The organism is Nitrospira moscoviensis (assembly GCF_001273775.1).
GTDB lineage: Bacteria > Nitrospirota > Nitrospiria > Nitrospirales > Nitrospiraceae > Nitrospira_D > Nitrospira_D moscoviensis.
Genome location: NZ_CP011801.1, coordinates 3,265,819 through 3,280,639 on the forward strand (window position 1 = coordinate 3,265,819; position 14,821 = coordinate 3,280,639).

Annotated in this window: 15 protein-coding genes; 2 read left to right on the top strand and 13 right to left on the bottom strand. The window is 62.4% G+C overall.

What is annotated here, in order from left to right; genetic code table 11:
* Nucleotides 1-77 precede the first annotated feature (77 nt).
* Nucleotides 78-1,337: an N-acetylmuramoyl-L-alanine amidase gene (locus NITMOv2_RS15895; RefSeq protein ID WP_187299244.1), complete on the top strand. Its 1,260-nt coding sequence runs from the start codon at nucleotides 78-80 to the stop codon at nucleotides 1,335-1,337.
* Between the two features lie 23 nt (nucleotides 1,338-1,360).
* Nucleotides 1,361-2,095: a tRNA pseudouridine(38-40) synthase TruA gene (gene truA, locus NITMOv2_RS15900; protein ID WP_053380802.1), complete on the top strand. Its 735-nt coding sequence runs from the start codon at nucleotides 1,361-1,363 to the stop codon at nucleotides 2,093-2,095.
* A 3-nt stretch (nucleotides 2,096-2,098) separates the two neighbouring features.
* Here truA and NITMOv2_RS15905 read toward each other — a convergent pair whose 3' ends face one another.
* The 13 genes from NITMOv2_RS15905 to NITMOv2_RS15965 form a co-directional block, all read right to left on the bottom strand.
* Entirely contained in the window at nucleotides 2,099-3,046 is a 948-nt protein-coding gene (locus tag NITMOv2_RS15905) for a hypothetical protein (RefSeq protein ID WP_053380803.1), read from the bottom strand.
* Between the two features lie 11 nt (nucleotides 3,047-3,057).
* Nucleotides 3,058-3,708, bottom strand: a complete 651-nt coding sequence (gene cysE, locus NITMOv2_RS15910) for a serine O-acetyltransferase (protein WP_053380804.1) — start codon at nucleotides 3,706-3,708, stop codon at nucleotides 3,058-3,060.
* Nucleotides 3,709-3,750: 42 nt separating this feature from the next.
* Entirely contained in the window at nucleotides 3,751-4,122 is a 372-nt protein-coding gene (locus NITMOv2_RS15915; RefSeq protein WP_053380805.1) for a four helix bundle protein, read from the bottom strand.
* 39 nt (nucleotides 4,123-4,161) lie between these two features.
* The gene (gene ispF / locus NITMOv2_RS15920; protein WP_053380806.1) at nucleotides 4,162-4,635 is read right to left on the bottom strand and encodes a 2-C-methyl-D-erythritol 2,4-cyclodiphosphate synthase; all 474 of its coding nucleotides are present in this window, start codon (nucleotides 4,633-4,635) and stop codon (nucleotides 4,162-4,164) included.
* 77 nt (nucleotides 4,636-4,712) lie between these two features.
* On the bottom strand, nucleotides 4,713-5,420 hold the full coding sequence (gene ispD, locus NITMOv2_RS15925) for a 2-C-methyl-D-erythritol 4-phosphate cytidylyltransferase (protein WP_083448101.1): 708 nt from the start codon (nucleotides 5,418-5,420) through the stop codon (nucleotides 4,713-4,715).
* A gap of 8 nt (nucleotides 5,421-5,428) precedes the next feature.
* On the bottom strand, nucleotides 5,429-6,454 hold the full coding sequence (locus NITMOv2_RS15930; protein WP_053380808.1) for a PIN/TRAM domain-containing protein: 1,026 nt from the start codon (nucleotides 6,452-6,454) through the stop codon (nucleotides 5,429-5,431).
* A gap of 157 nt (nucleotides 6,455-6,611) precedes the next feature.
* Complete coding sequence (locus NITMOv2_RS15935) at nucleotides 6,612-8,153, bottom strand: DegQ family serine endoprotease (protein ID WP_083448102.1); 1,542 nt, start codon at nucleotides 8,151-8,153, stop codon at nucleotides 6,612-6,614.
* 24 nt (nucleotides 8,154-8,177) lie between these two features.
* A complete protein-coding gene (locus NITMOv2_RS15940; RefSeq protein WP_053380810.1) occupies nucleotides 8,178-9,101 on the bottom strand; it encodes a class I fructose-bisphosphate aldolase in 924 nt (307 codons plus the stop codon).
* Between the two features lie 87 nt (nucleotides 9,102-9,188).
* Nucleotides 9,189-10,166: a class 1 fructose-bisphosphatase gene (fbp, locus tag NITMOv2_RS15945; RefSeq protein WP_053380811.1), complete on the bottom strand. Its 978-nt coding sequence runs from the start codon at nucleotides 10,164-10,166 to the stop codon at nucleotides 9,189-9,191.
* A 65-nt stretch (nucleotides 10,167-10,231) separates the two neighbouring features.
* Nucleotides 10,232-10,984, bottom strand: a complete 753-nt coding sequence (locus tag NITMOv2_RS15950; RefSeq protein WP_053380812.1) for a DUF3108 domain-containing protein — start codon at nucleotides 10,982-10,984, stop codon at nucleotides 10,232-10,234.
* Between the two features lie 19 nt (nucleotides 10,985-11,003).
* Nucleotides 11,004-12,437 carry a phosphomannomutase/phosphoglucomutase gene (locus tag NITMOv2_RS15955; RefSeq protein WP_053380813.1) on the bottom strand — a complete coding sequence of 478 codons (1,434 nt, stop codon included), beginning with the start codon at nucleotides 12,435-12,437 and terminating at the stop codon, nucleotides 11,004-11,006.
* Between the two features lie 96 nt (nucleotides 12,438-12,533).
* Nucleotides 12,534-14,111 carry a mannose-1-phosphate guanylyltransferase/mannose-6-phosphate isomerase gene (locus NITMOv2_RS15960; RefSeq protein WP_083448103.1) on the bottom strand — a complete coding sequence of 526 codons (1,578 nt, stop codon included), beginning with the start codon at nucleotides 14,109-14,111 and terminating at the stop codon, nucleotides 12,534-12,536.
* A gap of 14 nt (nucleotides 14,112-14,125) precedes the next feature.
* Nucleotides 14,126-14,728 carry a KdsC family phosphatase gene (locus NITMOv2_RS15965; RefSeq protein WP_238590368.1) on the bottom strand — a complete coding sequence of 201 codons (603 nt, stop codon included), beginning with the start codon at nucleotides 14,726-14,728 and terminating at the stop codon, nucleotides 14,126-14,128.
* Nucleotides 14,729-14,821: the final 93 nt, after the last annotated feature.

A 14,821-nucleotide genomic window follows, 5' to 3' on the forward strand; every position in this document is an offset into this window, starting at 1 on the left:
ATTGCTTGACAAGACACCGGACATCTGAGAAACATCAGTCATTCCCTGCCAAGCGACTCAGTCTAATGGGGTCACGCGTGCGTCGTCTTCGCTTTCATACCCTTTTCCTGCTGTTGTTGATCGGCCCGTTGTGGATCGGTGCCGACGTGCCTGCCGCTTGGGCCGGCCCCTCCGCGGACGGACCGCGGAAAGCTCGGCCGACGGACAAGAAGCGATCCCGCGTGAAGGGCACGCCGGCGTCTCTCCTGCCGGCAACGGTCACAAACTTCCGCGTCCTCACGAGCGAGGACAAGACGCGGTTGGTGCTGGATCTGGACCGCGAAACCAAGGTGGTGGAGCGCCGGGCCACGAATCCGGGCCGGATCGTCATCGCCTTGCCCAATACCGCCCTGAGCGCCTCGGCCCGGGTCAAGAGCGAAGACGGCACGGTGCCGGCTCCCTTCATCGTCACGCAAAGCGCCGCCCCATCCGTCGCGGTGACGTTGCCGGCGACGGGGTTCCGGACGTACAAACAGTTCACCCTTTCCAATCCACCCCGGCTCGTGGTCGATATTACCCCGCCGGCCGACCAAGGGCCTGCGCCGACTTCAGAAGTCCCCCCGGCGCTCTCTGTTCCAAGCCCCCCGTTGATCCAGCCGGCCGCGCCGCCGAACAAAGGGTACACGACCATCGTGATCGATCCCGGCCATGGCGGCAAAGATCCCGGCGCGCACGGCCTGCGCGGGACGGAAGAGAAAGACATCACGCTCAAGGTGGGCTTGAAGCTGCGCGACCTGTTGAGCAGGCAGCCCGGCGTGCGGGTGCTGATGACCCGCGACCATGACGTGTTCGTGGAGCTCGAGGACCGGGCCAAGTTCGCGAACGGCCACGGCGCCGACCTGTTCGTCTCGATCCACGTGAATTCCCATCCGTCGCGCCAAGTCAAGGGCATCGAGATGTATCATTTCGGCGAGGCGAAGGATCAGCGCGCGCTCGAGGTGGCCGCGCGCGAAAACGGCACGCCGCTCAGCAGCACCGGCGTCGGCTGGGAGTACTTGGTGGCCGATTTGCTGACGACGAAGAAGATCGAGGCCTCGCTGGAGCTGGCCTGGACCGCGAAAGAAGCGATGGTCGCCCGCATGAATGGCCATTACGCGCTCATCGATCACGGCGTCAAGACGGCGCCGTTCTATGTGCTGCGCTTCACCAGCATGCCGAGCATTTTGGCGGAAATCGCCTACATCTCGAACCCCGCCGAGGAAGACTTGCTGCGGAAGCCCGCCTTCATCAGAGACGTCGCCGAGTCCCTCTATCAGGGCGTCCTCGCGTACCTCGCCAATAAGTCGACTATCCGATAACTTCCCTCTACAATCCGGGCGCCATGCCCACGGTCAAGCTGATCCTCGAATACGACGGCACGGCGTATGCCGGATGGCAGCGCCAGCTCGATCAACCGACGATCCAGCAAGCGGTCGAGACCGCGATCGAAGCCGTCACGCAGGTCCGGGTTCCGGTAATCGGCGCCGGCCGCACCGATGCTGGCGTGCACGCATGGGGACAAGTCGCCAGTTTCCGCATCGAGCGCGAGATGACGCCGCTCGAATGGACCAGAGCGCTCAACGCCCGCCTGCCCGAGGCCATCTCCGTGCGGGCGGCCGAGATCATGCCCGACACGTTCCACGCCCGCCATCGCGCGACCGGAAAGCTGTACGAATACCGCATTCTGAATCGGCCCGAGCGCCCGGCGCTCGAGCGGCACTTTTGCTGGCACGTTTACAAGCCGCTGGACGACGCCGCGATGAACCAGGCGGCGCTGGCGCTCGTCGGCCGCCACGATTGTTCCTCGTTCGAAACGCAGCCGACGGAAAACGAGGACCCCGTCTGCCACGTCCAACGCCTGGCGGTGTTCCGTCAAGGCGACCTCGTGCGGATCGAGATCTACGCCGATCGGTTCCTGAAACAAATGGTCCGCTCGATCGTCGGCACATTGGTGGAAGTCGGCCTCGGCAAGCGGACGCCCGAGAGCTTCGCCGCCGTTCTCGCCGCGCGTGACCGCGCCGCCGCCGGCAAAACGGCGCCGCCTCAGGGCTTGTTTTTGGTGCGGGTGGATTACTGAGCGCTAGGAAGGGTCGGGAATTTTCGTCCTGGCGATAATCAAATCGTCATACCAGGTGTATCCCGGGGGATGGTCTTCGGCGGGGTCTTTGTAGGTGTTGTACGGCAGCAGCCAGATCTTTCCGTATTTCGCCTCGGGGTTGGTGTTGGCCAGATCGTAGCCGGATCCGGTTCCCGGTATGGTGAGGCCGAAGAGCACCGCCGGCTCCGGGCTGTGATTGACGACGAGCTTCGAGGGCCGGCCCTCACGCGCGACCCACAACTGGACCGTGCTGTCCTGGCGGTACACTCCATCGTTCTTGTACCACGTGCCGATCTTGACGTGGATCTGGAACGTCATCCATTCGTCCGGCGCGTAGCGGACGCTGTCGGATGCAAACAATCCGTCAAATTGCCCGTCCTTGGCTCCGCAGCTGTGATACATCGCCGGATAGCCGAGATGATAGGGGTTGTTGACCACCAATTCGAGCTGGGTGCAGGAATTGGCCGTGGAACCGGGCCGGTCTCCTTCGCCGATAATGATCTGCTTCCATCCGCCGCCGCCCTGATAGCTCGCCGCCAGGAAGTCTTTGGAGAATCGCTGCCGCCACTGCACATAGAACTCCTCGTGCTCGCCGAACTGGACCGAGAGATCGTCGGCAACGTTGAGCCAGAAGCTGCCGGAGCTGTCCGATCCGGACCTGGAGGGAATTTCAAAGCGCAGCGAGCCGGTTCCCGACGCCTTGACGTCGCTCACGACGACGGCGCGCTTCACGGTCTGTCCCCAGGGGGGATACACGTGGGGATCGGTTTCCGCGGCGGAGTCGAACCCGAAACAGCGCACGGCCGCTGCGGCGGCGCAGCGCGCCTGAAAATCCATGCCGGGCGTCTTGTTAAGCTGAGTGCCGGCGCATCCGGTCAAGGCGCTCAGCAGGCTCACACCGATTGAGGCGAGAAGATAGCGGTTCGCCATGTCGGACTTAGCTAGAACGGCAGCTGCGGATCCCGGTTGTCGAGCTTCTTGCGGAGCTCGATCAACTCCTGCTCGAGCGCGGCAAAGCGGTCCATGATGGGGTCCGGGATATTCGTGTGATCCATCGTCGCGTCCGGCAGGCGCTCGCCTTGGGATTTGATGATCCGCGCGGGCACGCCGATGACGGTGGAATTGGCCGGGACGTTTTTCAGCACGACCGAATTCGCGCCGATCTTCACGTTGTCGCCGATTTTGATCCCGCCCAGGATCTTCGCACCCGCGCCCACGACTACATGATTGCCCAGCGTGGGATGGCGCTTGCCGCGCTCTTTCCCCGTGCCGCCGAGGGTGACGCCTTGAAAGAGCGTGACGTAGTCGCCGACCTCGGCCGTTTCGCCGATGACCACCCCCATCCCATGGTCGATGAAGAACCCGGTTCCGATCCGGGCGGACGGATGAATCTCGATCCCGGTCAGCCAGCGGGCCAGCTGCGAAATCGCGCGGGGGAAAAACGGCACCCCGTGCATCTTGAGCCAATGGGAAATCCGATAGGCCAGCAGCGCATGGAAGCCGGCGTAGGTCAGCACCACTTCGAGCCGGCTGGTCGCCGACGGGTCCCGATCGAACACGGCCTGCAGATCGGCCTTAATGGTCTTAAACATGGCTGACAAGCTGACAGGCTGACACGTGGACACTCTCGGTAACTAGACTGCCTCCGATGACTCCAGGTGCTGAATAAATCTGAACAAGCCTTGCGAAAGAGCTGCAGCTTGGTTTTTCATTTTCTCAAACTCTGCTTGGTTAATGTAAGCCAAATCTCTGGCGACATACAAATGGCTCCTGACCTCTCCTGCCGACCCTCGTGCCATATAAAGAAACCTGACAAAGTCTCGTTTCGAGCCTCGCTCAAAACCTTCCGCGACGTTTGACATACTGGATACCGCCGCTCGTCTTACTTGATCGCATAACATGCGATCTTTCTGAACAACCTGCCTACTCGTCATGACATACATCGACCGGACCAATTCTCTAGCAAGTTGCCAGACCTTGAGGTCCTCAAACCCATGTGCTGCCATCAGCCGCCCTCCTTGTCAGCCTGTCAGCTTTCTCTCTTGTCAGCTAGATTCAATCAAACAGACGGCATGGGCGATCATGCCTGCTTCGTTCCCGACCGCATCCAGGCCTTCCCCGCTCTTGACTTTCACGTTCACGAGACCGGCGTCGATGCCGAGCGTCTCGGCCAGCCGTTTGCCCATGGCCGCCAAGTAGCCGCCGAGCCGCGGAGCCTGAGCCACGATGACCGTATCGATATTGCCGACCCGGTATCCCTTGGCCTTGAGTTTCGCCGCCACGTCCGCCAGCAGCGTCAGACTGGAGATATCTTTGTAACGCTGATCCGAGCTGGGATAATGGCGCCCGAGATCCCCTTCCCCCATCGCGCCCAGCAGCGCATCGCACACCGCATGCACCAGGACGTCCGAATCGGAGTGGCCCAGCAACCCCTTGTCGTGTGGAATCTCGATGCCGCCCAGGATCAGCTTGCGACCTGGTCCCAGCGGATGCACGTCGTAACCGTAGCCGATTCTCATGCTGACACCTCGTGATGAGTGACGGGTGATGAGTGATGAACGAATCCTATGCCGACGAACGCATCACACATCACTCATCACCGATCACTCGATTGTCGCGCCGCCCAGATCGCTTCGCCGATGATCAAATCTTCCGGCCGCGTGACTTTGATGTTCTCGCCGCTGCCTTCCACGACCGAGACCGGATGTCCGGCCCATTCGACCAGATAGGCATCGTCCGTGGCATGCACCCGTTCCGCGTGAGCCTTACGGTGGGCGGCCACCAGCCAATCGCGCCGGAACGCTTGCGGGGTCTGCGCGAGCCACAGCGGGCGGCGGTCGATCGTCCGTTCGATGACGTGATCGGCCCCCACGTGCTTGACCGTATCCTTCATCGGCAGGGCGACGATGGCGGCGCCTTTCGCCCGGGCCGCCGCGACCACTTCTGAGACCATGCGCTCGGTCAGAAAAGGCCGGACGGCGTCATGGATCAGGACGATATCGGTCTCGTCGCCGACCTCTTCCAAGGCGTGCCGGACGGAATCCTGCCGCTCCGCCCCTCCGGGAACGATTTTCGTGACTTTCGTGAAGCGATGCGGCGTGACGAGATGGGACAGGCAATAGTCCATCTCGCTCTGCGGCACGGCCAGGATGATTTCGTCGACGGCGGGCGACGCCTGCAGGACGCGGAGGGCATGGACGACGAGCGGCTGGCCGCCGAGCGCGAGAAACTGCTTCGGCACCGGACCGCCCATCCGGAGCCCCCGTCCGGCGGCCGGGACGAGGGCGACGGTACGGCTACGCACGGCCGGCGCTACCCACGAGCGACTTGCAATTCTTCACGCTCGGTTTCTTCTTTGAGTCTGGTAAAGATCATCCGGCCGGCGGTGGTTTGCAGCACGCTGGTGACGATCACATCGACGTTGCGGCCGATGTAGCGGCGCGCGTTGTCCACCACGATCATCGTACCGTCGTCGAGATAGGCCACGCCCTGCCCCGCTTCCTTGCCTTCCTTCAGGATGAAGACACGGATCGTTTCGCCCGGGAGGACGACCGGCCGGAGGGCGTTGCACAGTTCATTGATGTTCAGCACCCGCACCCCTTGCAGCTCGGCCACCTTGTTCAAATTGAGATCGTTCGTGACGATCTTCGCACCGACTTTTTTCGCCAGCACGACCAACTTGGCGTCCACCTCTTTCACCTGCGGAAAATCCTCGTCGACGACCCGCACGTCCAAATCGGCCATCTTCTGGATCTTGTTCAGGATATCCAAGCCCCGCCGCCCGCGCGCGCGCTTGAGCGAGTCCGAGGAATCGGCGATGTGCTGCAATTCGTTCAGGATGAACTGCGGGACCAGAAAGGTCCCTTCCAAGAAGCCGGTCTCGCAGAGGTCCGCCACGCGGCCGTCGATGATGACGCTCGTGTCCAGGACCTTCAGGCTGCTCTCGCCTTTCGGCAGCCCGGCGTCCGGCTGCTCATGAAGCGCGAATTTCTCCCGGCCGAACCGCGCGCCGAGGACCAATCCCAAATAGGGGAACCCCAACAGAAACACGAGCCCGCCGATATGGAACAGGAAGGTCTGGACGTCGAAAATCTCGCCCCCGACCCACTCCACCAGCCCCGTCAACAGGAGGCCGGCCGCCAACCCGGCTGTGCCGCCCACGATGATGCCGAATGAAAGCGTGCGTAACGCATATTCCCCGGCGACGATCAGCCCGCCCGTCACGGCGCCGATTCCGAACCCGTACAAGCCGAACAGCCCGCCGCCGTCCTGCGCCCGAATGAACAGGGCCATCCCGGCCAGCGCACTGAGAAGGATGAAGATGGCACGAGGGATCATACCGTGACCTCCTCTCCCTAACAGGACGCTGAAAAAACCGCTCTCCTCACCCACCCAGCCCGGCGCGCCGAGACGCGCCTTTCACCAGGCAGCGTTCTCGCTGCGGGCTTGCCGAACGGGCTTTTTGAGCGTCCTGCGATGATGATATCCCTACCCCTCAAGGGCGGAGCGTCAGATAAATCGTCCGCCCTTGCCGCTTCAGTAACAGCAAGACCGCTTGGTCCTTCGGGAGCTTGGCGGCGATCCGCTCATAGGTTTTGAGGGAGGTCACGGCCTGCCGGTTCACTTCCAGGATCAGATCGCCTTCGCGGACACCCATTTCCTCCGCCGTGCTGCCGGGCTTCACGCGCACCACCACGACGCCGCGCTCGCCGCTCTTCAGGCCGTAGCGGCTCGCCAATTCGTCGTTCAACTCGCGCACGTCCAGGTCCGACAGGACGCCCGTCGGGCTGGCCGATTCGCTCGTGTCTTCTTCGCCCGGTTGGGCCAGGGATTTGGGCTGTTCGGCGATCGTGAGCTCGATCGTCTTCGGCTTCTTGTCGCGGATGAGTTTGACGGCGACCTTCTTTCCGACCGGCGTCTGCGCCACGGCATTGCGCAGATGGGTGGGCGAATCCATCGGCTTCCCGTCGTACTCCACGATCACGTCCGCCCGCTCGAATCCCGCCTTCTTAGCCGGACTGTCGTCCATCACGTCGCTGACCAACACGCCTTTGGTGTCGCCCAGGCCGAATTGCGCGGCCAGTTCAGGAGTCAGCTCCTGGATCGAAACGCCGAGCCAGCCGCGAACCACCTTGCCGGTCTGCACCAGCTGTCCCATGATGGACTGCGCCATGTTGCTCGGGACGGCGAAGCCGATCCCCATGTTGCCGCCGCTCTGGCTGAAAATGGCCGTGTTGATGCCCACCAGCTCGCCGCGCACGTTGACCAAGGCGCCGCCCGAGTTGCCGGGATTGATCGCGGCGTCGGTCTGGATGAAATCCTCGTACTCCGCGATGCCGGCCGCGCGGCCCAGCGCGCTCACGATCCCCAGCGTAACGGTCTGGGTCAGACCGAAGGGATTGCCGACCGCGAGGACGAATTCGCCCACTTCCAATTTGTCCGAATCGGCCCAGGCCACGGTCGGCAGGCCGGTCGCATCGATGCGCACCACGGCGATATCCGTCTTGGGATCGGTCCCGATCAGCTTGGCCTTGAACTCGCGCTTATCCGACAACGTCACGCGGATCTCGTCGGCCTTGCCGACCACGTGATTGTTCGTGATGATCAAGCCGTTGGATTCGACGATGACGCCGGAGCCCAAGCCGCGCTCCTTCCGTTCCTTCGGCTGCTGCTCGAAGCGCCGGAAAAATTCGTCGCCGAAAAACCGGCGGAAAAACGGATCGTCGAAGGGCGTGGCGTGCGGGCCGTCGCTGCGGCCGCTCTTCGTCGCGTAGATGTTGACGACCGCCGGCTTCACCGCCTTGGCGATCTCGACGAAGCTTTGCCCGCCCATGCCGGGGAACACCGGTTGGGGCGCCGTCGCCACCGGACGGGCCGCCGGAGGCGCGGGGGCGTCGGGCACGGCGTGGCCGGTCGGGAGCCATCCCAAGTCGGAGGCCACGACGAAGCCGATGATCATGCCGGCCGTGAGCAGGGTCGCCGCCACGATCCAGCTGCGGTTGGAACGGCCGGGATTCTGATGCGGATACATATTCATCGCGTGGTTCTACCCCCGACGGATCTACTGTATCTCTCCCGCATAGATCCCCATGATCGTCTGCAAGAATTTGATGGCTTCGCCCTTCGGGCGCTGGAACGAATTGCGGCCGATGATGCTGCCGAATCCGCCTCCGTCGCGAATCGCGCGGGCCTCTTCGAACACGTTCTTGTCCTCGCTCTTGGCGCCGCCGGAGAAGATGACGATCCGCCGGCCGTCAAAAGCGCTTTGCACGACATGCCTCACGCGCTCGGCGAGGGTCTTGATCGGAATCTGCTCCGCCTCGTAGACCTTCTTCGCCGCTGGCTGCTCCAAATGGGCGCTCGGCAACTTCACCTTGATGACATGCGCGCCCAGCTGCGCCGCGATCTGCGCCGCGTAGGCCACCACATCCATCGCCGTCTCGCCCTCCTTGCTGAGGGCGGAGCCGCGGGGGTAGGACCACACGACGACGGCCAATCCCGCCTCTTTCGCCTCTTCGCCGATCGCCCGCAACTGCTCGTACATCGTATTGCAGTGGGCGGAGCCCGGATAAACGGTAAAGCCGACGGCGGAACAGCCCAACCGCAGGGCGTCTTTCACGCTGCCGGTCACCGAAGGCAATGGATCCTTCTCATCGTGCAGCACATCGTGATTGTTCAGTTTGAGGATCAAGGGAATCTGCCCGGCGAACTGGCCGGCACCCGCCTCCAAAAACCCAAGCGGCGCCGCGTACGCGTTGCAGCCGGCATCGATCGCCAATTGAAAGTGGTAGTGGGGGTTGTAGCCGGGCGGGTTAGGCGCAAAGCTGCGGGCCGGGCCGTGCTCGAAGCCTTGGTCCACCGGCAAAATGACCAGTTTACCGGTGCCGGCCAATTTACCCGAGCGCAAGAGGCGCGCAAGATTCGTTTTCGTACCTGCGTTGTCGCTTCCATACCAGCTCAGAATTTCCTGCACCCGGTCTCCCATGATGTCCCTCCGCGGATTGGTCTCTCAGGTTTGTCTGGTCTGTCTGGTCTATCTCGTCTGTCTCGTCTATCTGGTTTGTTTGGTTTGTCACCGTTTACCTTGGACGAACTCGTCGGCGATCTCGACGTCGCGGCGGCTTCCGATCATTAACGGCACGCGCTGGTGAAGTGACTTGGGCTCCACCTCAAGAATGCGTCCGGTTCCGGTGGTGGCTCTGCCGCCCGCTTGCTCCACTACCCACGCCAACGGATTCGCCTCGTACAAGAGCCGAAGCTTTCCCTCAGGCTTGTCGATCTCGCCCGGATACAAGTAGATCCCTCCTCCGATCAACAGCCGATGCACGTCGGCGACGAGACAGCCGGAATAGCGCCCGCTGTAGGGCCGTCCGGTCGCCTTGTCGGCCGCTTTCAGGTACTCGATGTAGCGCCGCATGCCGGTGGTCCACTTGTGAGAGTTTCCCTCGTTGGCGGCGTAGACCTTCCCCTGCTCCGGCATCCGTATGTGCTCATGGGACAGCACATACTCGCCGATCCCCTGATCCAGCGTAAACCCATGGACCCCCTGGCCGGTGGTGTAGACGAGCATCGTACTGGACCCATACAGCAGATAGCCGGCTGCCGCCTGATCCAGGCCTCTTGCCAGAAAATCCTGTTCGGACGGAGGCGTCTCTTTTCGGTAGGCCACCACGGAGAAGATCGCTCCCAGCGGCATGTTGCAGTCGGTATTTGAGGAACCGTCCAACGGATCGACTAAGAGCAGATACTCCGCCTGTGCATCACGTTGGGGGAAGACGACCGGCTCGTCCATCTCTTCCGACGCCAGCCCACGGACGGACGGCGCTCGCTCGAAGACGCTGAGAAAGATTTCATTCGCCCGCTCGTCGAGCTTCTTGACGGTCTCGCCCTGCACATTGATGCCGCCCGTCGTCCCCAACAGATTCAGCAACGCCGCGCAGCGCAGGTCCTGCGCCACCAGCTTGCCGACGAGACCGACGTGCGCCAGAAGATCCGCGAGCGGAGCTGGAATCGTGCGAGTAACATCGCTGAATGTAAGGGGAAATCCCATAATGAGAACGAGTATAACGGTTTTGAGAGTCCCGGGCAATCAATGTTCCGGCTTCCACTGCCACCCTACAATTTTGGCAGTCCGTCCATCAAGTCGGCGGTAATTGAACCGATGATCACCTTGGCTTTCATCCGTAACGGGATACGGCGCTCATCCGTGGTGAACCACACTCTGACGTTGCCTTGATTGAGGAAAATGCCTTGAAACGGCATGATCACCAGGACTCGCGCGGCTTCTCGCGTGCCCCACGGCCCCTTGATCTGTTCGATGTCCTCGACCCGGACCTCCAGTTTGTAGTTCTTCTTGTCATGATGCACGTTCATGGCGAGGCTTGCGCCGGCCTGAAGCGGTAAAGCGGTCCGCACGAAATACAGGCAGGAAATGGCATCCTGCGTGGCCGGCGGGATAGCAAGGACTTCGGAGCCGCCGTCCTTCACGGCTGTGACGGTCCCTTCGTGATGGCGGAATGTATAGTCGAAATCGTTCTTGCGCTTTCCTTCGCGCCGGCGAAAGGTCATATGCTGCGGCAGCAGACTATCGAGGTCGATCTGCGACTCGACCCGATTGTCGACGGGATAGAACTTCGTCACCAGCGGACTGGAGCGGGCGGTCGTCACCACGGTGGTCAGCGACGATGGATCCGAACCGGAAGACCCCATCACCTCCATGACCGCCGTGCCGGCGGTGATATTAAGCCAGGAAATGTCGTAGGTGAACCGTTCGCCGGGCTGAAACGGGCGAGCGGGACGGTCGGCCGCCTGGGCAGGGCTGAAAAAGCTTAGCGCGAGGAGAAGAACAAGAAACAAACGGGTCGCCATACCCGCCAGGCCGGCCCCCTCACCGTCTCCTCTCCCCCTCAGGGGGAGAGGGCAAGGATGATGGGATGCTGCGGGCGTGCGCCAGCTCGCTTTCGATGATGTCGCGGATCTCGGCCAGATGGTGATCGGATACCGCTTCAAATCGCAAGACCAGCGCCGGCTGTGTGTTGGACGCGCGGATCAGGCCCCAGCCCTGTTCGAAGACGGCGCGCACGCCGTCGATAGTGATGACGTCCCTCAAGCGCAGGCTCGAGGGCCCCAGCGCCTGCTTCGCCTGCAGATATCGCTCGAAGGCGCCGCGGATCCGCTCGACTACCGTGAACTTGATGGCCTCCGGCATGTCGACGCGGATTTCCGGCGTGACCACCGTGGCAGGCAGGTCGGCCACCAGAGCCGACAACGGCTTCTTCTCCTTCGCAAGGATTTCCACCAGACGGCAGGAGGCGTAAATCGCATCGTCGTAGCCGAAATAGCGGTCGGCAAAAAACATGTGCCCCGACATTTCACCGGCCAAGACCGCCGCTTCTTCTTTCATCTTCGCCTTGATCAGGGAATGGCCGGTCTTCCACATGATCGGGCGTCCGCCGCGCTGCGCGATGTCGTCGTAGAGGCTTTGCGAGGCCTTCACTTCGGAAATGATCGTACTGCCCGGCCTGGCGGCCAGGATCTCGCGTGCGTAAATCACCAGCAGCCGGTCGCCCCACAGCACCCGTCCCTGTTCGTCGATCGCGCCGATACGGTCCGCATCCCCGTCGTATCCGATGCCGACGTGCGCCTTGTGGTCCGACACGGCCTGCATGAGATCGGCCAGGTTCTCCAACACGGTCGGATCCGGATGATGGTTTGGAAACCGGCCGTCCAGCTCGCAGTACATGCCGGTCACCGTGCAGCCGAGCAGCTCCAACGCCTGTTTCGCCACCAGCGCCGCGGCGCCGTTCCCGCAGTCGATGACGACGTGGAGATGGCCGGCGTTGACGCCGGCAAAACTTTTCTTGATGTGGGCCAGATAGTCGGGAACGATGGGGTGCTCCGAGAGGCGGCCGCTGCCGGAGACGAACCGGCCGGCTTCCATCACCCGGCGCAGCGTTTGAATCTCTTCGCCGTGGATCGCTTCTTTCCCCACGCAGATCTTGAAGCCGTTGTACTCGGCGGCATTGTGGCTTCCGGTGATCATGATCCCGCCGTCCACCGGCAACGTGAACAGCGAAAAATACACCAGCGGCGAGGGGCAGACGCCGATGTCGATCACGTTCAGGCCGCCCGCCAGCAATCCGCGAACCAAGGCCTGATGCAGAGAGGGCGAGCTGAGCCGCCCGTCCCGCCCGACGCTCACCGTCTTCACGTTGCGGCCCTGGACGTGCGTGCAGTAGGCCCGCCCCACCTGCTCGGCGACGGCTTCGGTCAAATCCTGCCCGACGATCCCTCTCAAGTCATATTCGCGGAAGAGCCCCATGCTTGACTCCAGTGATGGGTGATGGGTGATGCGTGATGTGTGATCAGTGAGAGAAACGCTGACTGTCCCAACTCATCACTCGTCACCGATCACTCATCACTTCAGAGTTCGCCCGTAGTCGTCCTGGAACCGGACAATGTCGTCCTCGCCCAGATACGGGCCGTTTTGGACTTCGATGATGTGCAGCGTCTCCGCGCCGGGATTTTCCAGCCGGTGCTTCGTTTCGACGGGGATCGCGGTGCTCCGGCCGACTGTGAGATCGAACACGTCGTCCCCCCGCGTCACACGGGCGACTCCGGCGATGACCACCCAATGTTCGCTCCGTCGATGATGCATCTGGAGCGACAGGCGCCCGCCCGGCTTGACGGTCACGCGTTTGACTTTGAAACCAGGCCCCTCCTCCAGCACCGTATAGGACCCCCAGGGTCGCTGCACCGTCAGATGCTCCAGATGCTCCGGCGCCTGCTGGCGCTTCAACACGTCGACGACTTTTTTTACGTCCTGCGCCCGCGACTTCGGGCAGACCAGCGTCGCATCGGGCGTATCGACGACGACCATGTCGTTCAGCCCGATCGTGGCCACGACGCGCCGATCGGCATAGACGATCGACCGGCTGCTGTCGATATCCACCACCCGTCCGGTGATGACGTTCCCCGCTTGGTCCTTGGAGGCCACTTCATCCAGGCTTCCCCAACTTCCGACATCGGACCAGCGGAACCTGACCGGCACCATCGCGGCTTTCGCCGACCGTTCCATCACCCCGTTGTCGATCGAGACCGGCTCGATGGTCCGATAGATCTCGTCGACGGACTGTTTGGGCGCGCCAGAGTCGGTCAGCTTTCGGATGCGCTCCATCGCCCGGCCGAGCGCCGGCTGATGGTGCATGATTTCCTCCAGAATCGTGGCGGCCCGCCAGATGAACATGCCGCTGTTCCAATAGAAGTGGCCCGCTTTAAGATAGCGTGCGGCCTTGGCCGCGTCCGGTTTTTCCACGAACTGCCGCACGGGGTAGCCTTTGAGTGCGCCGCGCCGGCCGAGCACGGTCTTCGTGTCGGGCCGGATATATCCGTATCCGGTCTCCGGCCGGATCGGTTTGATGCCGAATGTCACAAGATAGCCCCCGACGGCCAACTGTGCGGCCAGGTTCACCGCCGCGTCGAAATCGCGCTGCCCTGTCACGATATGATCCGCCGGCACCACGAGCATCAGGCCTTCCGGATTGCGCCTCATGACTTCCAACGCCGCCAACGCGATGGCGGGCGCCGTGTTCCGCCCGTCGGGCTCCAGCACGAAGTTGTGCTGCAACGCATCCTTCCAGTCCGACAGCTGCCCCTTGATCAACTCAGCCTGCGAACCGTTGGTCGAAATCAGCACGTGGTCGGCCGGCGCACATCCCGCCACTCGGCGCATCGTCTGCTGGATCAGGGTGTCGTCTCCCCCGATGCGCAGCAGCTGCTTCGGGAAGAAATGCCGGCTCAGCGGCCAAAACCTGGTCCCACTGCCGCCCGCCATGATGACGGGATATAAGGAAGGTTCGAGGTTCGAGGTTCGAGGTTCGGGGTTCGGGGAAGAAGTGGGTGCGAAGGTCGAGGTTCGGGGTTCGAGGTTGGGAGCGGGACGTTCTGAGGTCAAGGTTCGACGTTGGGAGTGGGACGTTGGGCGTTTGCGACGCATCCTGAACCTCCGATCTATCGCTTCCGGGAACTTCGAACTTCGAACCTCGAACGTCGAACCTCTGATGTCGCACCTCGCACCTCGAACTCCGCCCCTTGGGCTTCCAAAATCATCTCGGCGATTTCCCGGACCGCCCCTTCGCCGCCTTTTTTCTCGCAGACGTAATCTACCGCCGCCTTGACGCGGGGCATTGCGTCCGCTGGCGCGGCCGAAAATCCGACGGCGGAGAGGGCTTCGAGATCGTTGATATCATCGCCGATGTAGGCGACCTGTTGGAGCGACAACCGGTAGCGATCCGCCATCTCGCGGATCATAGAGAGTTTATCCATCACGCCTTGATGCAGCTCGGGAATCGTCAGCTTGTCCGCGCGCCGGGCCACGAGCTTCGTGCGCTCCTGCGTGACGATCGCGGTGATGACGCCGGCCTTCTGCAGCAGCTTGATGCCCATACCGTCGCGGGTATTGAACTTCTTCAGCTCATCGCCCGCTTCCGAGTAGTACATGCCGCCGTCGGTCAGCACGCCGTCCACATCCGTCGCGAACAGACGGATGCCCTTGAGCACGCGCAGAAGCGCGTTCTTGGAATGTGCGGAGCCTGATGGAGATCGTCGCTTCATCCTGCGCCCTCTCGGAAGAAAGAGTAACCGTGGTTCTATAAAAGCATTCACCACCGCGAGGGTCAAGGATTTAATATGGGGACCGGACTGAAG